Here is a 21,293-nt window from a genome sequence, read left to right as displayed (position 1 = left end):
AAAAGCGCCGCCCGGAATCACCGGGACGGTGCCGTCCGCCGCGCTGCGAGCGGGGAGGGAGCGGCCACGGGAACGTGCGAACGGAAGCGGGGCGATCACTACGGGGACGGGCGGGGGAGGAGATTTCCGCGGCCGCCGCCGGTGTGCCCCGAGGAGGGGTTCCGGCGGGTCAGAAGGCGCGGAGGCGATGGAAGAGCCGGCGGCCGTCGTCCGCCGGCTCATGAGGGGGGACGATCAAACCAGGGTGCCGGGGTCGATCGTCAGGGGGACGGGACCGGGCAGGGTGGCGGCGGTGCCAGGTGTGAGGGAGGCCACCTGCCGGTAGATGTCACCCTCGATCCGATGGACATCGATGACCAGCGTGTTCTGGTCGATGATCCAGTACCACTCGCATTTGGTCCGCGCGTAGCGGTTCATCTTGGTCAGGCGATCGCGGTTGGAGTTGGTGGATGTGACCTCCGCGAGGATCTCGATCTCGTGCGGTTCCACGTAGAGGTCGCTGTCCGTGTCCCGGCGGAAGACGGCGATGTCGGGAGCGAACACGGTGTCGGCGTTGAGGCGGTAGTTGACCGGTCCCTCCACGTCCAGGTCCAGATCGCCGTCCCGCAGGCACGCCTCGATGGCGTTGATGAGCCGGCGGGCGATGCGCTGGTGGCGGATCGAGAGGGCGGGGGTCATGACGATGCAGCCGTCCTCAAGCTCGAAGCGGCGGCCGATGTCGCCGAAGTCATGGGTCATGAACTCGTCCGCGGTCCAGTACCGCGGAGCCCAGGGAAGCGCTCCGTGGGGTTCGGACTCGTGTGCAACGCTCATACCTGCCACGGTATCGAGATTCCCGGGCGTCTCACAGTGAGATGAGACGAGTCGGGCAACGCGTTGACCATGAGGTTCGCGGCATATGCCGCGGCGGGGGCGGAAACCACGACGTGTCGGCGGCGATGACGCCTCCGGCATGCCCATGCTGGAGATCACCCGCATGGGTGGGAGGGGCTGCCCGCGGCCACCGGTGTGCCCCGGCGGATCAGAAGACGCGGAAGTGGTGGAAGAGTTCGTAGTCGGCGTCCTGGAGGGCGAAGGCGCGGGCCTCGGAGCGTTTGACGGCCAGGTAGGCCGTGGCGCGCAGCGGGCCGAGGGCGTTCATGAGGAGCTCGTCGGCCTCCAGCGCGTCCAGGGCCTCCGCGAGCGTCGCGGGCAGCCGGGGCACGCTCCCCTCGGGGAGGGTGGCGGGGTCGACGTCGACCGGGTCGCCGGGGTCGAGGCCGCGGCGGATGCCGTCCAGGCCGGCGTGGATGACGGCGCCCAGCGACAGGTAGGGGTTGGCCGAGGAGTCGGAGGGTTTGAACTCCAGGTTGGCCGCCGCCTCGGCGTCGCCGCCCACGGGGGAGCAGATCCGCACCGCGGCCTCCCGGTTGTCCATGCCGTAGCAGACGTGGGCGCTCGACCACATCCCGGGCGTCAGCCGCCGGAAGCCGTTGACCGAGCCGCAGGTCAGCGCGGTCAGGGCGGGCAGGTGGGCGAGGAGGCCGCCGATGAAGCGGTAGGCGAGGGGCGAGAGGCCGTAGCGGTCGCCGGCGTCACCGAAGGCGTTGACCCGCAGGTCCCGGTCCCACAGGGAAAGGTGCAGGTGGGCGCCGTTGCCGGCCTGGTCGGCCAGCGGCTTGGGGGCCAGGGAGGCCCACAGTCCCATGGCGGAGGCCACGCCGCGGACGGTCTCGCGGTAGGTCACGTGGTTGTCGGCGGCGCGCAGCGCGGGGGCGTGGCGGATCGACAGCTCCTGCTGGCCGTGGCCCAGCTCGGGGTGGTAGTGCTCGACGTGCAGCCCCTGGCCCTGCAGGGCGCGCACCAGCCGCATCGTGTAGTCGTGGGCCTGGTTGAAGCCGGGGGTGGCGTAGCACAGGCTGTCGTCGACGGGGACCAGCCGGTCGAGGCCGCCGGACGGGGGCGGCACGCGGCGGCCGAGGGTGAACTCCGGCTCGTAGGCGGCGACCAGGGTGTGACCCTCGGCGGCCAGGGCGTCGATCGCCTCCCGCAGGAAGGTGCGCGGGCAGGCCTCCCAGGGGGAGCCGTCGGGGCGGCGCAGGTCCGACACCATGGCGGCGGCGCCGGGGGCGTAGGGGAGGGCGACGAAGGTGGCCGGGTCGGGGACGATGCGCACCTCGCCGACCGGGCCGAGGTGCTCGACCTTCTGGAGCTGGTCGAGCATGTTCATCGCCATCATCGCCACGGTGTGGCCGATGCCCGAGCCGAGCCGCTCGGCGAGCCGGGAGCGGGAGGCGGCCTTGCCGCGGATGACGCCTCCGTGGTCGGCGTACAGGAAGCGGACCAGTTCGATGCCCTCGGTCTCGGCGCGTTCGAGGACGCGCCGCTCGTCCGGGTCGAGCGGGTGGGTTCCGGTCACGCTGTGACGATCTGCCATGTCTCGTGCGTAACACGTCCGGCGGTACGGCGGAAGCACATCGGGGCGGCGCCGGTGACGCCATGGGGCCGTCGTGGACTCACCGGGGGTCTCCGGCGGCGTCTCCGCGGTGTCCCCGCGTCGTTCCGGTGGTCCCGGGGGCGCCTGAGGGGACGCCGGAGGCGTCACGATGGCGTCATGGTGGACGCGGTGCCGGGATGCCGTGCGCTCCCGCGGGGTCGGCGGGAGCGCCTGGGAAGGTCGGGGCGGACCCGCCGGGCTAGGTCAGCACACGTGTGAAGAACACGGCGAGTTGGTCGGCCCCCCTGATGATCCCGTCGAAGACGCCGTTCACCGCCTCCGCCGCCTGGGCCGGTTTGGTGAAGAGATAAAAGGCCACGAAGGCTATCGCCACATAGGTGAGGATCTTCTTGACCTGCATTGGGGGCCTCCTGCAGTTCCCGTCCCAGCCGTATATACCCGGATTTTAATGATCTTTGGCATCTTCGGCCCGAGTGGCTCCCGGATTTTGATCATCATACCTGTCCCGCTTCGACCGGCCATTGCGGTTTCACGGGTTCGGCATGACGCGCCTTCGCTATCGTGCGGTCGGGACGCCGCGATGTCCAACCCCTCAGGGTCAGATATACCGGTAGGGATAGGGGGGACAGCAGGATCGCGGAGATCAGGATCGGCGCCGTCACCAGCGGATGGATCCCCCTCTCCCGGCTGTCGAGATAGATCCACCGGCCCACGAGCAGGTCCCACGAGATGATCTGCGCCCACAGGGCGGCCAGCGCCTGCGGGTCGCGGGTCAGCGCGACGAGGCCGGACAGGGTGGGGCGGGTCACCACGGGCCAGAAGTCCGCCAGCAGGGGGACGAGCAGCGTCAGGCACACCGCGAGCGAGGGCAGCACGATCAGCGGCGAGCCGATGACCCGCCGGGTGCGCGACCACGCCGGCGCGACGATCATCAGGGCCCAGAAGGGCGCGGCGGCCAGGAAGCTGAGCTGGAAGAGGGTCTCGGTCACGGCTTCACCTCGGCGGGGGTCGCGGCCACGGCCCGCCGGGCGGCGGGCGCGGACAGGAACGGCAGGGCGGGGAGGGCGACGGCCGCGGTGACGGCCAGGAGCAGCCCGGCGGCGGCCAGGGTCGGGCCGTCGGGCCGCAGCAGCGGCTGGCCGCGCAGCGCCTGCCAGGTCACCAGGGCGGTCAGCCCGGCGTAGCCGAGGCCGCCGGCGGCGACCAGGCGCAGCCGGGCCGTCCGGTCGGCGACGCGGCGGGCGGCGAGGGCGAGCAGCGGCAGGGCCTGCAGGGCGTGCATGCCGACGAAGTGCGGGACGCGCAGGTCGCCGCCGGTGGTGCTCCACCCCAGGAGGGGCAGGCCCGGCCCGCCGTCGGCGACGCCGACGCCGTGCGCGCCGACGGCGGTGACCACGGGGGCGGCGAGCTGGGCGGCGCTGGGCCGGACCATCAGGTAGCCCAGGGCCATGCCCGCGGCGGAGACGGCCAGCCCGATGCGGACCGCCCAGGTGTCCGCCGCCTCCACCCGCCGTCCACGCGCCACCAGGACCGCCGCCAGGACGTTGGCGACCATCAGCACGATGATGGTGGTGCCCATGGCGGAGTACAGGGCGGAGTCCAGCGGGGTGGAGACGTTGAAGTGGCTGCGCCGCCCCCGGGCCGCCTGGATGACGATGACCGCCATCTCGGCCAGCGCGGCGGCGGCCAGGGCGGTGCCCAGCCACCGGCTCCATCGGGCGGCCCGCGTCGCCGGGGGGACGAGGGAGAGCAGCCATGACCAGGTGACCCCGTAGATCCCGAGCGAGAGGGCGAACTTCAGCGGCTTGGCCCAGACGGGCGTGCCGTCCAGGGTGCGGTCGTCGAGGAGGAGGCCGCCCGTCGCGACGACCGCGAGGGCGGCCATGACGGCGGACATGAACAGCAGGGGGCGGTGCGGGCGCGGCACGGGGCGTCCTTCCGAACGGATAACAGATATATCTATTATCTATAGCTAAACTCGGAGGGGACCACAAGAGGAGGACGCTGTGCGGATGGCGGAGCTGAGTCGGACGACGGGCGTCTCCGTGCCGATGATCAAGTTCTATCTGCGGGAGGGGCTGCTCCCCAGCGGGGAGCGGACCAGCCCCAACCAGGCCAGATACGATCAGCGGCACGTGCGCCGCATCATGCTGGTGCGGGCCCTGGCCGACTACGCCGGGCTGTCCATCGCCGACATCCGCGAGCTGCTCGCCCATCTCGGCGAGCCCGGCCGCAGCCTGCACGACCAGCTCGGCGTCGCGCAGAAGGCGGTCACCCCCCGCAGGGAGCCCGGTGAGGGCGAGGAGTGGGACAGGGCCGAGCGCCGGGCCAGGGAGCTGATCGAGCGCCACGGCTGGGAGGAGGAGTCCGACAGCCCCGCGATGCAGGCCGTCACCGGCGTGCTGCTCACCGCGGCGGGACTGGGCTACGACGGCATGCTGGACCGTCTCGACGAGTACGCCCGGGCGGCGGAGCTGATCGCGCGGGCCGACGTCGCGGCCGTGGCCGAGCGGACGGACCTGGAGGGCATGGTCGAGCTGGTCGTGGTCGGGACCTCCCTCGGCGACGCGCTGGTCGCCGCGCTGCGGCGGATCGCCCAGGCCGAGGCCTCGGCCCGCCTGTTCGGCGACGACTCGGAGGGGCCCCGCTGCCCGAAGGGCGGTGGCGGTCCCCAGGGCGGTGACGACCCGCGGGGCGGTGACGGCTCAGGGCCCCGGGACGGTTCGCGGGGCCGGGACGGCTCCGGAGGCGGGGACGGCTGAGCGGACCGGCCGGTCCAGACGGTCCGGCCGGCTAGACCCCCAGGGAGGCGTCCCGCAGGCGCGCCACCGCCTCCGGGGAACCGGCCGGCTCGACCCTGGCGTACGGCTGACGGCCGAAACAGAACAGCACCAGCTCACCGGGCCGGCCCGACACCTCCACCCGCGCGCCGCCCCGGGGCCCGCCGAGCAGCACGTCGCGGGAGCCCCCGCCGGCCGGGCCGCCGGTGCGGCGCAGCACCACGCCCACCGGCGACCTGCGCAGCAGCAGGCGGCCGAGGCCGCGCAGCCGCTTCCACAGCAGTTCCTCGAAGCCCGGGGACAGCTCCCGCGGCTCCCAGCCCGGCTGCGCCCGCCGTACGTCCTCGTGGTGGACGAACAGCTCCACGGCGTTGACCGCGCGGTCCAGGCCGGGGACGAGGCCGTACAGTCCCGCCGGGCCGGAGCGGACCAGCTCCACCAGGCCGGCGTAGCCGTGCCGGGCCTTGAGGGACTCCTGCACCGCGGCGGTGCGGCCGGCCAGCCGCCGGATCGCGATGCCGCCCGCGGCGTCCGGGCGGCGTTCGCGCAGCACGAGGTGGGCCGCCAGGTCGAAGGCCGTCCACCCCTCGCACAGGGTGGGGGCGTCCGGGCCGACCTGGAGGAACAGGTCGCTCAGCGCGGCGCGTTCGGCGCGGGCGTGGGTCATTCGGCGATCCTAACAACCCCCCGGGCCCGGACGATTTCGCCGGTGACGGGCGCTCCGGAGAAGGCCCGGAGGAGGCCCGGCGGGAATAAGGACATGATCTGGCGTGATAGTGACTTACGTGGAAACGTACCCCCCGCTTCTCCTCTCTGAAAGGACACCTCCCGAGTGGCGAGCAAGGTGACCTCGGCGGTCATGCGTAAAGGGCTCCGCGTCCTCGGGGTGGCCATCCGGGCCGAGAAGGCGGTCTTCACGGCCGCCGTCCTGGCCAGCGCCCTGTACGGCGTGATGACGGTCGCGTCGGCGTGGGCGCTGGGCTGGGCGACCGAGCACGTGGTGCTCGCCTCGTTCCGGCAGGGAGGGGTCGGCGGCGGCGCGCTCGCCCTCGGCGCCACCCTGATCGTCGGCGTGTCGGTGCTCAAGGCGTTCGGCGTGGCCGGACGACGTTACTTCGCCGGCGTCATGCAGTACCGGATGCAGGCCGCCTCCCGGCGCGGCGTCACCCGCCAGTACCTGAGGCTGCCCCTGGCGTGGCACCACCGCCACCCCACCGGGCAGCTGCTGTCCAACGCGAGCTCCGACGCCGAGGCCGCCTGGGCGCCGCTGGCGCCGCTGCCGATGGCGGTCGGCGTGGTCGTCATGCTGGTCACCGCGGCCGTCTCGATGGTCCTCACCGACCCGGTCCTCGCGCTCGTCGGCTTCCTGATCTTCCCCGCGATCGCCGTGCTGAACCTGGTCTACCAGCGCCGGCTCAGCCCCCTGGCCACCCGCGCCCAGCAGCTCCGCGCCGAGGTCAGCGAGATCGCGCACGAGAGCTTCGACGGCGCCCTGGTCGTCAAGACCCTCGGCCGCGAGGACGAGGAGACCGCGCGGTTCCGCGCCCGCGCCGGGGAGCTGCGCGACGCCAACGTCGCCGTCGGCCGGGTCCGCGGCCTGTTCGACCCGCTGCTGGAGGCGCTGCCCACCCTCGGCGTGCTCGCCGTGCTGCTGATCGGCTCGATGCGCCTGGAGAGCGGCGCGGTCACCCCGGGGACCCTCGTCGAGGTGGCCTACCTGTTCACCCTGCTGTCCTGGCCGATCCGGGCGCTGGGCTGGGTGCTGGCCGAGCTGCCCCGCGCGGTCGTCGGCTACGAGCGGGTCCAGGCCGTGCTGTCCGCGACGGGCTCCATGGCCCACGGCCACGCCGAGTTGCGCGGCGAGGCGCCGGCCAGGTTGGAGATCCGCGGCCTCCGCTACGCCTACGGCGACGCCGAGGTGCTGCACGGGGTGGACCTCACCGTCGAGCCCGGCCGCACCGTGGCGCTGGTCGGGCCCACCGGCTCGGGCAAGTCCACGCTCGCGCAGACCTTCGTCCGCCTGGTGGACCCGGCGGAGGGCGCCGTCCTGATCGACGGGACGGACCTGCGCGAGGCCGCCCGCGGCGAGGTCAGCGCCGCGGTCGCGCTGGTGCCGCAGCAGACGTTCCTGTTCGACGACACCGTGCGCGGCAACGTCACCCTCGGCCTGCCGGTCACCGACGAGGAGGTCCGGGAGGCGCTGCGCCTGGCCCAGGCCGACGGCTTCGTCGGCGCGCTGCCCGACGGGCTCGACACCAGGCTCGGCGAGCGCGGCGCGTCCCTGTCCGGCGGACAGCGCCAGCGCCTGGCCCTGGCCCGCGCGCTGGTCCGCCACCCCCGGCTGCTCGTCCTGGACGACGCCACCTCCAGCGTCGACCCGCAGGTGGAGGCCAAGATCCTGTACGGCCTGCGCGACGCGGCCCGCGCCTCGACCGTGGTCGTCGTGGCCTACCGGATGGCCACCATCGCCCTGGCCGACGAGGTGGTCTACCTGGAACACGGCCGCGTCGTCGACCGGGGCCCGCACGAGGAGCTGATCGGCCGCTGCGAGGGCTACCGGAACCTCGTCACCGCCTACGAGCGCGAGGAGGCCGAGCGCGAGGCGCTGGACGAGGCCGGGACGGGGACCCCCGGGGCCGCGACCGGGGCCGTCACGGAGGAAACGGAAGAAGAGGAGGTCAGAGCGTGAGTTCGCTTCAGGGGACCGAGCGCTCGGCGCTGGCCACCGTACGCCACGGGCTGTCGCTCACGCCCGAGTTCCGCAAGGGCCTGGCCGGGACGCTCGCCCTGGCCGTGGTCGCGACGGTCGGCAAGGTGATCGTGCCGATCGCCGTCCAGCAGACCATCGACCGGGGGCTCAAGGGGTCGGTCCCGGACGTGCCCTACATCCGCTCCGCCGTGCTGCTGTGCGCGGTGGCCGTGGTGCTCACCGCGCTGTGCGCGTACCTGATGAACGTCCGCCTCTACCGGGTCACCGAGGCGTCCCTGGCCACGTTGCGGGTGCGCGGCTTCCGCCATGTGCACGACCTGTCGGTGCTCACCCAGAACTCCGAGCGCCGCGGCGCCCTGGTCTCCCGCGTCACCGGCGACGTGGACCAGATCAGCACGTTCATGCAGTGGGGCGGCCTGATGATCATCATCTCGATGGGGCAGCTCCTGGTCGCGACCGTCCTGATGGCGGTCTACTCCTGGCAGCTCACCCTGCTGGTGTGGGCCTGCTTCCTGCCCCTGATGATCGTGCTGCCGCGCTTCCAGCGGTGGCTGTCGGGCGCCTACACGCTGGTCCGCGAGCGGGCCGGCGACATGCTGGCCGCGGTCAGCGAGTCGGTCGTGGGCGCCGCGGTGATCCGCGCCCACGCCTCCGAGGCCCGCACCGCCGAGCGGCTGGACGCCGCGATCGACGCCAGCAGGGCCGCGCAGACCCGCGCGCAGCGGATCGTCGCCACGGTGTTCCCGGTGACGGAGATCGTCGCGGCGGCGACCGTCGCCGGCGTGGTGCTGCTCGGGGTGCGGCTGGGCGTCTCCGGCGAGATGACCGCCGGCAGCCTGGTCGCCTTCCTGTTCCTGATCACCCTGTTCGTCTCGCCCCTGCAGACCGCCACCGAGGTGCTCAGCGACGCCCAGAACGCGGTGGCCGGCTGGCGGCGCGTCCTGGGCGTGCTGGACACCCCGCCCGACGTGGCCGACCCGGGCCCGGACGGGGTCGAGCTGCCGCGCGGCCCCATCTCCGTCGCCTTCGAGGACGTGTCCTTCTCCTACCCCGGCGGCCCCCCGGTGCTGAGCGACGTGTCCGTCGAGATCCCGCCGCGCTCGCGGATCGCGGTGGTGGGGGAGACCGGCTCGGGCAAGACCACCTTCGCCAAGCTGCTGACCCGCCTGATGGACCCGGTCTCCGGCCGGGTCACCGTGGACGGCGAGGACCTGCGCCGGATCCGCTTCTCCTCGCTGCGCGAGCGGATCGTCATGGTGCCGCAGGACGGCTTCCTGTTCGACGGCACCCTCGCCGACAACATCCGCTTCGGCCGCCCGCCGGCGACCGACGAGGAGATCACGCTGGCCCTGACCGAGCTGGGGCTCGCCGACTGGCTGGAGGGGCTGCCCGCCGGGCTGGCCACCCCCGTCGGCCAGCGGGGCGAGTCGCTGTCGTCGGGCGAGCGGCAGCTCGTCGCCCTCGCCCGCGCCTACCTCGCCGACCCCGACCTGCTCCTGCTCGACGAGGCCACCTCCGCGGTGGACCCCGCCACGGAGGTACGGCTGGCCCGCGCGCTGGAGGGCGTCACGCGGGGCCGTACGGCCGTCTCCATCGCCCACCGGCTGTCCACCGCGGAGGCGGCCGACGAGGTGCTGGTCTTCGACCGGGGCCGGATCGTGCAGCGCGGCCCGCACGCCGAACTGGTCCGCCAGGGCGGCGTCTACGCCGACCTGCACGCCTCCTGGGTCGCGGCGGCCCGCTCCTGAGGGCCGTCCCGGGGGTCGCCGGGGGTCGCCCGGGGGTCGCCGGGGTCACGGCCCCCGGCACCGCCACCGGAACGGTGCCCCCGCCGTCCGGCGGTGCCGCCGTCCGGCGGTGCCGCCGTCCGGCGGTGCCGCCGTCCAGGTGGCGGCGCCGTTCCGGTGGCGGCGCCGAGGATTAGCGCGCGGGCGGTGAGGTAGTGCCTGTGGTGTGAACCCGACATCCGCGCCACGGGGAGAACATCGATGACGGACCTGACCGACGAGGGAGCGCAGGAGCAGCGGCCGCCGGTGCTCGACGTGCGCTCCGCGGCGGCCCGCAGCGAACTGCTCGACGAGATGTCCGACCTGAGGGTCCTGGACGATGACGACGACGACCCCGTGCTGGTCAGGGAGGACGGCAGCCCGGTCGACACCTGGCGGGAGAAGTACCCCTACGGCGAGCGGATGGGCCGGGCGGAGTACGACCGGCTCAAGCGGCTCCTCCAGATCGAGCTGCTGAAGCTGCAGTACTGGATCAAGGACACCGGCGGGCGGCTGGTGATCCTGTTCGAGGGGCGCGACGCGGCCGGCAAGGGCGGCACCATCAAGCGGTTCATGGAGCACCTCAACCCGCGCGGCGCCACCGTCGTCGCCCTGGAGAAGCCCAACGAGCGCGAGAGCACCCAGTGGTACTTCCAGCGCTACATCTCCCACCTGCCGGCCGCCGGCGAGATGGTCTTCTTCGACCGTTCCTGGTACAACCGCGCCGGGGTGGAGCGGGTGATGGGCTTCGTCTCGCCCGACGACTACCTGGAGTTCCTGGAGCAGACCCCCGAGTTCGAGCGCATGCTCGTCCGCGACGGCGTCCACCTGGTGAAGTTCTGGTTCTCGGTGTCCCGCTCCGAGCAGCGCACCCGCTTCGTGATCCGCCAGGTGGACCCGGTCCGGCAGTGGAAGCTGTCGCCCATGGACCTGGCCTCCCTCGACAAGTGGGAGGAGTACACCCAGGCCAAGGAGGACATGTTCCTGCACACCGACACGGAGGCGGCGCCGTGGACGGTGATCAAGAGCAACGACAAGAAGCGCGCCCGCATCGAGGCGATGCGCCACGTGCTCAGCCTGTTCGACTACACGGACAAGGACCGGGAGGTCGTGGGCGTGCCCGACCCCAGGATCGTCGTCCAGGCGGCCGATCTGCTCGACGACGACCGCGCCCGCTGAGGCACGGCGGGGCGTCCGGCGCGCGGCGACCGTACGGCCGGTGCGGGGACCGGGCGGCGGCCCGGCCCCCCGCTGCGGCAGAATTGCGGCATGTCCCTTGACCCCGCCATCGCGGCCCGGCTGAAGCGCACCGGCGACGGGCTGGTGCCCGCCGTCGTCCAGCAGTACGACACCGGCGAGGTGCTGATGCTCGCCTGGATGGACGACGAGGCGCTGCACCGCACCCTCACCACGGGCCGCGCCACCTACTGGTCGCGCAGCCGCGGCGCCTACTGGGTGAAGGGCGACACCTCCGGTCACGTCCAGCACGTCAGGTCCGCCGCCCTCGACTGCGACGGCGACACGATCCTGCTCAAGGTCGACCAGGTGGGCGCGGCCTGCCACACCGGCGACCGCACCTGCTTCGACGCCGATCGGCTCGAGGTGACGTCCGGGTGACGGCCGCGCGGGCGCTGTGGACCTGGGTGGCGGTGTGCGCGGCGGGAGCCGGGCTGGTGCTGCTCGCCTCCGGCCGTGACTGGTTCACCGTGACGTACGGCGCCCGCGCGGTGCCGGTCGCCGCGGCGGACGTGGCTCCCGCGCTGGGGCCGGCGGCCTGGGCGTCGCTCGCCGCGGTCGTCGCGGTGCTCGCGACCAGGGGGGTGTGGCGCAGGATCGTCGGCGGCGTGATGGCGGTGTGCGGGGCCGGGGCGGTGGCGGCGGCCTGGGCCGGATCCCGCCCGGCCGCGGCGGCCGCGGTCGCCGCCGAGCAGGCCACCGGAGCGGCCGGACAGACCGGCGGGCTGGTCGCCGCGGTCCCGGCCTGGCCGGTGGTGGCCGGCGTGGGGGGCCTGGTCCTGCTGGCCGGGGGAGTGGCGGCCGCCGTCAGGGGAGGCGGCTGGCCCGGCATGTCCGACCGTTACGAACGCTCCGGCGGGGCGGACCGCGCCGCCGCCCGGGGCACCGGCGAGCGGGCGCTGTGGGACGCGATCGACCGGGGCGCCGACCCGACGGCCGACCCCGAGACGCCGGACGACCCCGGGGCGCCGGGCGGGCCGGACGACCCGGGTACGCCGCGCCCGTCCTGAACACCGCGCGTCCCGGGCCCGCCGCGAGGTCACGACCTGTGCACGGAAAAGGGCGTGGACTGATGGGACCGCCCATTCTTCACTAGGATTTCGCCCCGCGGTGTCGACAAAGGGGGTATTTCATGAATTACGGGAACCAGTCCGGCGGTTATGGACCTCCCTCCGGCGGTTACGGTTCCTCCGGCGGCTACGGCCCGGCGGACGGTTACGGCGGGGGGAGCGGGTACGGCTCGGGGAACGGCTACGGCGCGCCGGGCGGGTACGGGCCGCCCGGCGGCTACGACCCCTACGGGTACGGCCCGCCGCCGCCCCGCGGCAACAACGGCATGGCCATCGCCGCGCTGATCCTGGGCATCTCGGGTCTGTTCCTGTGCGGGACCACCTCGATCGTGGGCGTGGTGCTCGGCCACGTCTCGCTGAGCCAGATCAAGCGCAGCGGCGAGGAGGGGCGGGGCATGGCGATCGCCGGACTGGTCCTGTCCTACTTCGGCATCGCCACCTGGGTGATCCTGCTGCTGATGTGGTTCGCCGCCATCGGGCTCTTCGCGGGCGCGGTCTACACGACGGGGGTCTGACCGGCGCGCTGACCGGCGCGTGGCGGCCGTCCGGCGGCCGGGCCTCGCGCGGTCCGCGTCCGGCCTCCCGTACGGCCCGCGCACGGGCGGCGCTTTCCAGGGGTCTTCCCGGATCCGGCCCGGGATCGGCGGCGCGCGCCCGCCCCGCCGCCGGGTCGGCGGCGGGGCGCCGGCCCGGGGTTGAGTATCGTGGCCGGTGAAGGTCGTCCCGGTGATGAGGACGCGCGGGCAGGGCGGAGGTGCGGGCGAGGCGATGGCGACGGACGGGGGCGTGGTCCCGCGGGGGTCGCGGGCGAGGTCCCTGGCGGTCCCGCTGGCCGCCGCCGCGGCGGTGGCCCTGGCGGCCGCCTACGTCGGGGCCGTCGACCCCGGCGAGCCCGGTCACTATCCGCCGTGCCCGTTCCTGGCCCTCACCGGCCTGTACTGCCCGGGCTGCGGGGGGCTGCGGGCGGTGCACGCGCTCGTCCACGGCGACCCGGCCTCGGCACTGGGGTTCAACCCGTTCGTCGTGGCGCTGGTGCCGGTGGCGGCGCTGGTGTGGGGCCGGTGGGTCCTGCTTTCCTGGCGGGGTCGGCCGTTCGCCATGAAATCCGTACAAGCTAACTATGTATGGTCATTTCTGGCTTTAATGATCCTTTTTTGGATATTGCGGAATGTACCTTTTGGGGAATTCCTAGCCCCATAGTCGGCTACGGTGTCCCCCGTGGCAGGTGGACCCGGCAAGCCCGATACCATCGGCTGGACAAGGGCAATCGATTCGGGAGGGGCCTTACTCGTGAGCGAGTGGAGCGAGCGGACCGCGGTCACGGCAGGGTTCGCTGACCTGACCTCCGAGTTTCGCGAGGAGGTCAGGTGAGCGTGCTGGACGAAATCCTCGACGGGGTGCGCGCCGACCTCGCCGAGCGGCAGCGATCGGTATCGCTGGAGGAGCTCAAGGAGCGCGCCCGCCGGGCCGCCCCGCCCCGTGACGCCTACGCGGCGCTCGGCGGGGACCAGGTGGCCGTCATCGCCGAGGTCAAGCGGTCGAGCCCGTCCAAGGGCGCGCTGGCCGCGATCGCCGACCCCGCCGCGCTCGCCGGGGACTACGAGGCGGGCGGCGCCCACGTGATCAGTGTCCTGACCGAGCGGCGCCGGTTCGGCGGCAGCCTCGACGACCTGGCGGCCGTCCGCGCCGTCGTCGACATCCCCGTGCTGCGCAAGGACTTCGTCGTCACCTCCTACCAGCTGTGGGAGGCCCGGGCCTACGGCGCCGACCTGGCGCTGCTGATCGTGGCCGCCCTGGAGCAGAACGCGCTGGTCTCCCTCATCGAGCGGGCCGAGTCGATCGGGCTGGCCCCGCTGGTCGAGGTGCACACCGAGGAGGAGCTCGACCGGGCGGTCGAAGCCGGGGCGAAGATCATCGGCGTCAACGCGCGCAACCTCAAGACCCTCGAAGTGGACCGCGACGTCTTCGCCAAGCTGGCCGCCAAGATCCCCGAGGGCGTCATCAAGGTCGCCGAGTCGGGGGTGCGCGGCCCCCACGACCTGCTCGCCTACGCCAGGGCCGGCGCCGACGCCGTCCTGGTGGGCGAGAGCCTGGTCACCGGCAAGGACCCGCGGGCCGCGGTGGTCGACCTCGTCACCGCCGGAGCCCACCCCGCATCCCGACCCGAGGGGCAGTGAGCAGTGACAGAGGCAACCATCCTGACCCCCGCCGACCTCGCCGGTAACGGCGTGTACGGCGACGACCCCGACGTCCGGGGCAAGTTCGGCGTCTTCGGCGGCCGCTACGTGCCGGAGGCCCTGATCCCGGCGCTCGACGAGGTCGCCGCCGAGTACGAGAAGGCCAAGAACGACCCCGCCTTCATCCACGAGTTCGACCACCTGCTGCGCACCTACGCCGGGCGGCCGACCACGCTCACCGAGGTGCCGCGGTTCGCCGAGCAGGCCGGTGGGGCCCGCATCATCCTCAAGCGCGAGGACCTCACCCACACCGGCGCACACAAGATCAACAATGTGCTCGGCCAGGCCCTGCTCACCAGGCGCCTCGGCAAGACCCGGGTGATCGCCGAGACCGGGGCGGGCCAGCACGGCGTCGCCACCGCGACCGCCGCCGCCCTGCTCGGCCTGGAGTGCGTGATCTACATGGGGGCCGTCGACTGCGAGCGCCAGGCGCTCAACGTCGCCCGCATGAAGCTGCTCGGCGCCACCGTCGTGCCGGTCGCCAACGGCAGCCAGACCCTCAAGGACGCCATCAACGAGGCGTTCCGCGACTGGGTGGCCAACGTCGACCACACCCACTACCTGTTCGGCACCATCGCCGGTCCCCACCCATTCCCGGAGATCGTCCGCGACTTCGCCCGCGTCATCGGCGTCGAGGCCCGCCGCCAGATGCTGGAGCTCACCGGCCGGCTGCCGGACGCCGTGGCCGCCGCGGTCGGCGGCGGATCCAACGCGATCGGCATCTTCCACGCCTTCATCGGCGACGAGGACGTCCAGCTGCACGGCTACGAGGCCGGCGGCCGGGGCGCCGAGACCGGCGAGCACGCCCTCACCCTCACCCAGGGCTCCGTCGGCGTCCTGCACGGCGCGCGCACCTACGTGCTGCAGGATGACGAGGGCCAGACGATCGAGTCCCACTCGATCTCCGCCGGCCTCGACTACCCCGGCGTCGGCCCCGAGCACGCCTGGCTCAAGGACACCGGCCGCGCCACCTACCACGGCGTCACCGACGCCGAGGCGATGGAGGCGTTCGCGCTGCTCGCCCGCACCGAGGGCATCATCCCGGCGATCGAGTCCTCCCACGCCCTGGCCGGGGCCCTCAAGCTCGGCCGCGAGCTGGGCCCCGAGGCGATCATCCTGGTCAACCTCTCCGGCCGCGGTGACAAGGACATGGGCACCGCCATGAAGTACTTCAACCTCTGACGACCGGCCCGCCCCCACCCCGGCACGGGGCGGGGGAGGAACGGGCCCGAACCGCGCGACTGGAACCAGCGATGACGACTCTTCAGACGGTGTTCGCCAAGGCGAAGGCGGACGACCGCGCCGCCCTGATCGGATATCTCCCGGCCGGCTTCCCGACCGTGGAGGGCGCCGTCGCGGCCGCCTCCGCCATGGTGGAGGCCGGCTGCGACGTGATCGAGATCGGCCTGCCGTACTCCGACCCGCTCATGGACGGCCCGACGATCCAGGCGGCCGTCCACCGGGCGCTGACCAACGGCACCCGTATCGCCGACGTGATGCGCACCGTCGAGGGCGTCGCCGCGACGGGCGCCGCCACCCTGGTCATGACGTACTGGAACCCGATCGACCGCTACGGCGCCGAGCGGTTCGCCCGTGACCTGGCGAGCGCCGGCGGGACGGGCACCATCACGCCCGACCTGACGCCCGAGGAGTCCGGCGTCTGGCGCGAGGCCAGCGCCGCCGCCGGGATCGACACGGTCTTCCTCGTCGCGCCCAGCTCCACCGAGGAGCGCATCAAGGCCGTCGTCGACTGCTGCACCGGCTTCGTCTACGCCGCCTCCCTGATGGGCGTCACCGGCGCCCGCGACCAGGTCGGCTCCGCCGCCCGGGGCCTGGTCGAGCGGACCCGCCCGCACACCGGCCTGCCGGTCTGCGTCGGCCTGGGCGTCGGCACCGGCGACCAGGCCGCCGAGGTGGCCGGATACGCCGACGGCGTCATCGTCGGCTCGGCCTTCATCCGCCGCCTGCTGGACGCCTCCGACGAGGCCGCCGGCCTGGCGTCGGTCCGCGAGCTCGCCGCCGAACTCGCCGAGGGCGTCCGCCGCCGCTGACCACGCGCCGCTGACCACGCGCGGCCGGTGCCGTACGCCCGCGGGCGTACGGCACCGGCCGCGTGACGTTTCATGCGCCGCCCATCGCGCGCCGCCGGCCGTACGGCCCGGCCGCGCGACATCCCGCGCACCGGCCGCGTGCCGCCGTCGCCGTGTGCCGTCGCCGTGTGCCGCCGCCGGCCGCGTGCCGCCGTGGTCCGCGGTGGTGACACGCCGGGCCCCGGCGGCCGCCGGACGGGCGGGGGCCGCCCCGATGCGCGGGCCGGCGCCCAGAGCCGCAAAGAATCGTCTCCGATCGGCATATCCGCAGCTCAGAGCCCTATCTCGGATAAAATTCCCAGGTCGCCCCGCTCGGCCACGTCCGAAGCCGGGTGGCCCGCGGCCGTCCGCCGCAGGCTTATCCGACGCTTACCGGGCCCGTGATGGGATCTCCGCGAGATGGCGGGGGATTCCGCGACGAGCGCAGGCGGGGGCCTGGAATAGGAGACGATGATGCTCGTGACTTCCGAGAAGCCCACCAGCGTGGGAACACGGCGCGCGATTTCGGCGCTACCCTGGGTGACGACCGTTTCGCGGTTGGTGCTCGCGGGTGTGCTGATCGCCGCAGGTTGGCAGAAGATCGGCACTCCCGTGCTCTCCGTCCAGGCGGTCGAGGCATACGAACTGCTTCCTGAATCGTTGGCCAAGGTGGTCGGCTACGGCCTTCCCATCCTGGAGATCGTCGTAGGGGTGTTGCTGGTCGTCGGGCTGCTCACGCGCGTCGCGGGCATGATCTCCATGCTGCTGATGCTCGCGTTCGTCATCGGCATCGCCTCGGCGTGGGCGCGCGGGCTGCGCATCGACTGCGGCTGCTTCGGCGGCGGCGGTCAGCTCAAGGCCGGGGCCGAGCCCGACTACCTCCTCACGATCCTGCGCGACGCCGGTCTCTTCGCGCTCGGCGTGGTCGTCGCCTGGTTCCCGCCGGGCCGGCTCGCGCTCGACTCCGCGCTGGGACTGACCCCCGGGCGGGAGGTGTACGACGCCGAGGGCGACGAGGAGGAGCCCCATGTGAAGGAGAACCGCTGATGGGCAAGGCCGCGCGTGACCAGTCGGTCCGCGACCGGATCAAGGCGCAGCGCGAGGAGGAGCGGCGCAGGGAGCGGCTCCGCCGCATCGTGACCATCGTCGCCGCCGCCGTCGTCACCTTCGGCGTCATCGGCGCCGGCTGGTGGTTCGCCGCCCAGGGCAGCAAGCCCGAGGAGTCCACCGGGGCGCTCGCCCCGATCAGCGTCGCCGCCGACGGCTCGGTGGTGATGGCCAGGCCGGGCGTGAACAAGCCGGTGCTCGAGGTCTACGAGGACTTCCAGTGCCCGGCCTGCAGGGCCCTGGAGGAGACCAGCGGCTCCACGATCAAGAACCTCGCGACCGAGGGCAAGGCGAAGGTGGTCTACCACCCGATCACGATCTTCCCCGAGGACATGAACAAGGGCGTCACCCGCGGCAACTCGCTGCGCGCCGGCGCCGCCGCGCGCTGCATCCCCGGCGGCGCCCCGTGGTCCAGGTTCCACGACCAGCTGTTCAGGAAGCAGCCGGCGGAGAACACCCCGGGCTTCTCGCTGGAGGACCTGGTCGCCTGGGGCAGGGACGCCGGCGTCACCGACCCCGGCTTCGAGCGGTGCGTGACCGGCCAGGAGAAGGCGCAGGCCCACCTCGCCGCCAGCGCCAGGGTCCTCGACCAGGCGAAGCTGAAGGGAACCCCGACGCTCAAGCTCGACGGTAAGGAGGTCGACAACGAGGTGGCGTTCCGCCCGGCGGAACTGCGTCAGGAGGTCGTTGATGCGGCCAAGTAGCCCGCGACACGGTAACGTCACCTGACATGCCCCTCGCCTCGATTCCCAGCCCTTCCCAAGGTGTCTGGCATCTCTTCGGCGTCGTCCCCGTCAGGGCCTACGCGCTGTGCATCGTGCTCGGTGTCATCGTCGCCGTCGCCATCGGCGAACGCCGCTGGCGGGCCCGCGGCGGGACCCCGGGCACGATCGTCGACCTCGCCGTCTGGGCCGTGCCGTTCGGCCTGGTGGGCGGACGTCTCTACCACGTCATCACCGACTGGCAGCTCTACTTCGCGCCGGACGCCCCCAACAGGCCCATCGACGCGCTGTTCATCTGGAACGGCGGGCTGGGCATCTGGGGCGCCATCGCGCTCGGCGCGCTCGGCGTGTGGTTCGGCTGCCGCAGGCGGGGCATCTCCCTGTCCGCGGTGGCCGACGCCGTCGCCCCCGGCATCGCGGTGGCCCAGGGCATCGGCCGCTGGGGCAACTACTTCAACCAGGAGCTGTTCGGCGGGCCGACCGACCTGCCGTGGGGGCTGGAGATCGACCCCGACCGGCCGGGCACGATCCCCGGGGTCTCCACCTACCACCCCACGTTCCTGTACGAGTCGCTGTGGGACCTGGCGCTGGCCCTCCTCCTGGTCTGGGCGGGCCGCAGGTTCGCGCTGCGCCACGCCAGGGTGTTCGCCCTGTACGTCGCGGGCTACACCGCGGGCCGGTTCTGGATCGAGGGCATGCGCATCGACGAGGCCCACCACATCCTGGGCCTGCGGCTCAACCAGTGGACCTCGGTCGTGCTGTTCCTCGCGGCGCTGGCCTACTTCTGGTACGCCCGCGGCAAGACCGGCGAGGAGCGGGTCCTCGCCACCGGCCCCGGCGGTGAGCCGCCCGCCGACCCCGCCCACCCGGCCGGTCAGGCCGACGGGCACGAGGCCGCCGCGGCGGACGAGCCGGGCGCGGAAGACGAGACCGGTACGGCGAGCGGGACCGATCCGGCAGACGAACCGGGTAAGGCCGACGAACCGGGCATAGTGTCGGCCGGGCTAGCCTTGGACACCGGAGGGGGCGCCGATCCGGCGCACCCGGCGGACCAGGCCGACGGGCCGGAAGAGCCCGCCGACTCCCGGAAGGGGGTCGCGGAGGCTGCGTCCGACGGTCGGAAAGAGAAACGATGAGCGGAGGGTCCGGCACGCGTGCCGAGATCCATCACGAGCACCGTGACGTCAACGGCGGTTGGCTGCGGCCCTCGGTGTTCGGCGCGATGGACGGTCTCGTCTCCAATTTCGCCCTGATCGCCGGCGTGGCCGGCGGCACCTCCAGCACCAAGGTCGTCGTGCTGGCAGGGGTGGCGGGGCTGGCGGCGGGCGCGTTCTCGATGGCCGGCGGTGAGTACGTCTCGGTGGCCAGCCAGCGCGAGCTCGCCATCGCCGAGATCGACATCGAGCGGCGCGAGCTGGAGCGCAACCCGCAGGCCGAGCAGGACGAGCTGGCCAGGCTCTACGAGTCGCGCGGCGTCGAACCCGCGCTGGCCGCCGAGGTGGCCCGGCAGATCTCCCTCAATCCGGAGAAGGCGCTGGAGGTGCACGCCAGCGCCGAGCTGGGAGTCACCCTGGACGACCTCCCCTCGCCGAAGACCGCCGCGATCTCCTCCTTCCTGTCCTTCAGCGTGGGCGCGCTGCTGCCGCTCCTTCCGTACCTCCTGGGCGTCACCAGCCTGGTCTGGCCGGCGGTGCTGTCCTGCCTGGCCCTGTTCGGCGCGGGCGCCCTGGTCTCCCGGGTCACCGCGCGCAGCTGGTGGTACAGCGGCCTGCGCCAGCTCCTGGTCGGCGTGGTCGCCGCGGCGCTGACGTTCGGCCTGGGCAGCCTCCTGGGAGGAACCGGCCTGTGACGACTCCCCCCGGGCGCAAGCGCCGCCGCGGCGCCTCCAGAGCCGACAGACCGGCCGCCCCCGAGGCTCCGGGCGTCCCCTTCCCGCCCGGCTCCGCCGCCCCGGACACCCCCTTCCTGGACGGCCCCTTCCCGCCCGGCCCCGCCGCGGACGACTCCTTCTTCCGGGAGGCGTACGCCGGGGGCGCCCCCGCTTTCCCGGGGAGGCCCGCCCGGGCCGCCTCCGCCGTCCCGCCCGCGTCCGCCGCGGCGGACCCGTGGGGGACCACAGAGGCCACGGGGATCGCGGAGTCCGCGGGGGAGACCGCGAGGAGCGCGGGGTCCGCGGCCGGCCGGGGGTCCAGGGCCCGTGGCAGGTCCCGCCAGGAGAGGTCCCGTTCCGAGAAGCCCCGCCCGGAGAAGTCCCGCTCCGAGAAATCCCGGTCCGAGAACCGCTTCGACAGCGGCTCCCGGCTGGAGGAGTGGGGTCTGACCCCGTTCCAGCGGCGGGCCGTCGTCGCGGCCGCGGTGCTGGCCGGGGTGGTGGGCACCATCGTCGCCATGGTCCTCATCGTCGGTTCGCTGGGCCAGGACGTCGTGCCCGAGCGGGCCACCACCGCCGCGCTGGTCACCCAGCCCAGGCCCGACGTCTACAAGGGCTGGGCGTCACCGAAGCTGTTCGCACCGATCGCGCAGAGCAAGGCCGACCCCAAGCCGCTGACGGTCAAGGACGTCTTCGCGGCCAAGACCGTCAAGGAGGGCAAGGTCACCCTGCGGCTGGCCGCCACCGACCTGGGCGCCGACTGCCCGGGGGCGGCCTGGGGGCAGCTCGCCGACCGGCTCGCCCGGGGCGGGTGCACGCAGGTCGCCCGGGGTCTCTACACCAGCGCCGACGGCCGCTACGTCGCGATGTACGCCCTGTTCAACCTCCGCGACGCCGCCTCCGCCGACGGGCTCGTCCAGGAGATGACCACGGCGTACCGGGGCGGCTGGGTCAAGGCGCCGCAGTCGGGTAAGGCGGTCTTCCCGTCCGGGGGATACACCGAGGGCAGCGGTTACGCCATGGGCCACTACGCCGGCCTGGCCTGGGTCGGCCGCGCCGACGGCGCCGAGCCCGGCCCCAGGGACGACTTCGTCACGCTGACCCTGGCGGTCCGCGGCGCGGAGAGGGCCGTGTTCCGCCGCGTCGTCGCGGCCGACCCGGCCTCCTGACCTCCCGGGTCCCCGTCTCCGTACGGCGCGACGCCCCCGTTTGAGACGCCCCCGGCCGGGACGCCCCGGCCGGGCGGCCCCGGCCGGGGCGCGTCCGCGCACGTCCCGGCGGCCCGGATC

The 21,293-nt window shown here is 73.4% G+C and carries 22 protein-coding genes; 16 read left to right on the top strand and 6 right to left on the bottom strand.

Annotation, left to right across the window (positions count from 1 at the left end; all coding sequences use genetic code 11):
• Window positions 1-234 precede the first annotated feature (234 nt).
• The 5 genes from IEZ10_RS00425 to IEZ10_RS00405 form a co-directional block, all read right to left on the bottom strand.
• Window positions 235-813, bottom strand: coding sequence for a Uma2 family endonuclease (locus tag IEZ10_RS00425; protein ID WP_189244436.1), 579 nt, complete (start codon window positions 811-813; stop codon window positions 235-237).
• A 208-nt stretch (window positions 814-1,021) separates the two neighbouring features.
• Entirely contained in the window at window positions 1,022-2,416 is a 1,395-nt protein-coding gene (locus IEZ10_RS00420) for a glutamine synthetase family protein (RefSeq protein ID WP_189244435.1), read from the bottom strand.
• A 259-nt stretch (window positions 2,417-2,675) separates the two neighbouring features.
• A complete protein-coding gene (locus IEZ10_RS00415; protein WP_179818369.1) occupies window positions 2,676-2,837 on the bottom strand; it encodes a hypothetical protein in 162 nt (53 codons plus the stop codon).
• Window positions 2,838-2,931: 94 nt separating this feature from the next.
• Window positions 2,932-3,426 (bottom strand): ABA4-like family protein, encoded by a 495-nt coding sequence (locus tag IEZ10_RS00410; RefSeq protein ID WP_189244434.1) that lies wholly within the window; start codon window positions 3,424-3,426, stop codon window positions 2,932-2,934.
• The gene (locus tag IEZ10_RS00405; RefSeq protein WP_229810801.1) at window positions 3,423-4,364 is read right to left on the bottom strand and encodes a hypothetical protein; all 942 of its coding nucleotides are present in this window, start codon (window positions 4,362-4,364) and stop codon (window positions 3,423-3,425) included. Before IEZ10_RS00405 ends, IEZ10_RS00410 begins: the two co-directional genes overlap by 4 nt.
• A gap of 85 nt (window positions 4,365-4,449) precedes the next feature.
• Here IEZ10_RS00405 and IEZ10_RS00400 point away from each other — a divergent pair, with 85 nt between their 5' ends.
• Window positions 4,450-5,199, top strand: a complete 750-nt coding sequence (locus IEZ10_RS00400; RefSeq protein WP_229810800.1) for a MerR family transcriptional regulator — start codon at window positions 4,450-4,452, stop codon at window positions 5,197-5,199.
• 31 nt (window positions 5,200-5,230) lie between these two features.
• Here the strand turns inward: IEZ10_RS00400 and IEZ10_RS00395 are convergent, their stop codons facing one another.
• Window positions 5,231-5,884 carry a TIGR03085 family metal-binding protein gene (locus IEZ10_RS00395; RefSeq protein WP_189244432.1) on the bottom strand — a complete coding sequence of 218 codons (654 nt, stop codon included), beginning with the start codon at window positions 5,882-5,884 and terminating at the stop codon, window positions 5,231-5,233.
• A 192-nt stretch (window positions 5,885-6,076) separates the two neighbouring features.
• Here IEZ10_RS00395 and IEZ10_RS00390 point away from each other — a divergent pair, with 192 nt between their 5' ends.
• From IEZ10_RS00390 to IEZ10_RS00320, 15 genes are all read left to right on the top strand, one after another.
• Window positions 6,077-7,906 (top strand): ABC transporter ATP-binding protein, encoded by a 1,830-nt coding sequence (locus IEZ10_RS00390; protein WP_189244431.1) that lies wholly within the window; start codon window positions 6,077-6,079, stop codon window positions 7,904-7,906.
• Window positions 7,903-9,675, top strand: a complete 1,773-nt coding sequence (locus tag IEZ10_RS00385) for an ABC transporter ATP-binding protein (protein WP_189244430.1) — start codon at window positions 7,903-7,905, stop codon at window positions 9,673-9,675. The genes IEZ10_RS00390 and IEZ10_RS00385 overlap by 4 nt, the downstream gene beginning before the upstream one ends.
• 240 nt (window positions 9,676-9,915) lie before the next feature.
• Window positions 9,916-10,872: a polyphosphate kinase 2 gene (gene ppk2 / locus IEZ10_RS00380; RefSeq protein ID WP_189244429.1), complete on the top strand. Its 957-nt coding sequence runs from the start codon at window positions 9,916-9,918 to the stop codon at window positions 10,870-10,872.
• A 90-nt stretch (window positions 10,873-10,962) separates the two neighbouring features.
• Window positions 10,963-11,310, top strand: a complete 348-nt coding sequence (hisI, locus tag IEZ10_RS00375) for a phosphoribosyl-AMP cyclohydrolase (RefSeq protein ID WP_189244428.1) — start codon at window positions 10,963-10,965, stop codon at window positions 11,308-11,310.
• Window positions 11,307-11,939, top strand: a complete 633-nt coding sequence (locus tag IEZ10_RS00370; RefSeq protein ID WP_189244427.1) for a Trp biosynthesis-associated membrane protein — start codon at window positions 11,307-11,309, stop codon at window positions 11,937-11,939. Before hisI ends, IEZ10_RS00370 begins: the two co-directional genes overlap by 4 nt.
• Before the next feature lie 122 nt (window positions 11,940-12,061).
• Entirely contained in the window at window positions 12,062-12,514 is a 453-nt protein-coding gene (locus IEZ10_RS00365; protein ID WP_189244426.1) for a DUF4190 domain-containing protein, read from the top strand.
• Window positions 12,515-12,710: 196 nt separating this feature from the next.
• Window positions 12,711-13,199: a DUF2752 domain-containing protein gene (locus IEZ10_RS00360; RefSeq protein ID WP_229810799.1), complete on the top strand. Its 489-nt coding sequence runs from the start codon at window positions 12,711-12,713 to the stop codon at window positions 13,197-13,199.
• Between the two features lie 167 nt (window positions 13,200-13,366).
• Window positions 13,367-14,176, top strand: a complete 810-nt coding sequence (gene trpC / locus IEZ10_RS00355; RefSeq protein WP_179818360.1) for an indole-3-glycerol phosphate synthase TrpC — start codon at window positions 13,367-13,369, stop codon at window positions 14,174-14,176.
• Window positions 14,177-14,227: 51 nt separating this feature from the next.
• Complete coding sequence (gene trpB / locus IEZ10_RS00350) at window positions 14,228-15,418, top strand: tryptophan synthase subunit beta (protein ID WP_229810911.1); 1,191 nt, start codon at window positions 14,228-14,230, stop codon at window positions 15,416-15,418.
• A gap of 71 nt (window positions 15,419-15,489) precedes the next feature.
• The gene (gene trpA, locus IEZ10_RS00345; protein ID WP_179818359.1) at window positions 15,490-16,287 is read left to right on the top strand and encodes a tryptophan synthase subunit alpha; all 798 of its coding nucleotides are present in this window, start codon (window positions 15,490-15,492) and stop codon (window positions 16,285-16,287) included.
• A 489-nt stretch (window positions 16,288-16,776) separates the two neighbouring features.
• On the top strand, window positions 16,777-17,352 hold the full coding sequence (locus IEZ10_RS00340; protein WP_268246262.1) for a MauE/DoxX family redox-associated membrane protein: 576 nt from the start codon (window positions 16,777-16,779) through the stop codon (window positions 17,350-17,352).
• Window positions 17,352-18,116 (top strand): DsbA family protein, encoded by a 765-nt coding sequence (locus tag IEZ10_RS00335; protein WP_189244423.1) that lies wholly within the window; start codon window positions 17,352-17,354, stop codon window positions 18,114-18,116. Before IEZ10_RS00340 ends, IEZ10_RS00335 begins: the two co-directional genes overlap by 1 nt.
• 26 nt (window positions 18,117-18,142) lie before the next feature.
• Window positions 18,143-19,270, top strand: a complete 1,128-nt coding sequence (lgt, locus tag IEZ10_RS00330) for a prolipoprotein diacylglyceryl transferase (protein ID WP_189244422.1) — start codon at window positions 18,143-18,145, stop codon at window positions 19,268-19,270.
• Complete coding sequence (locus IEZ10_RS00325; protein WP_189244421.1) at window positions 19,267-19,983, top strand: VIT1/CCC1 transporter family protein; 717 nt, start codon at window positions 19,267-19,269, stop codon at window positions 19,981-19,983. The genes lgt and IEZ10_RS00325 overlap by 4 nt, the downstream gene beginning before the upstream one ends.
• The gene (locus IEZ10_RS00320) at window positions 19,980-21,173 is read left to right on the top strand and encodes a hypothetical protein (RefSeq protein ID WP_189244420.1); all 1,194 of its coding nucleotides are present in this window, start codon (window positions 19,980-19,982) and stop codon (window positions 21,171-21,173) included. The genes IEZ10_RS00325 and IEZ10_RS00320 overlap by 4 nt, the downstream gene beginning before the upstream one ends.
• Window positions 21,174-21,293: the final 120 nt, after the last annotated feature.

The sequence above is a fragment of the Streptosporangium pseudovulgare genome (genome assembly GCF_014648055.1).
Taxonomy (GTDB): domain Bacteria; phylum Actinomycetota; class Actinomycetes; order Streptosporangiales; family Streptosporangiaceae; genus Streptosporangium; species Streptosporangium pseudovulgare.
The sequence above is the reverse complement of the archived record's forward strand: the minus strand, read 5'-3'. Positions and strand labels throughout refer to the sequence as shown.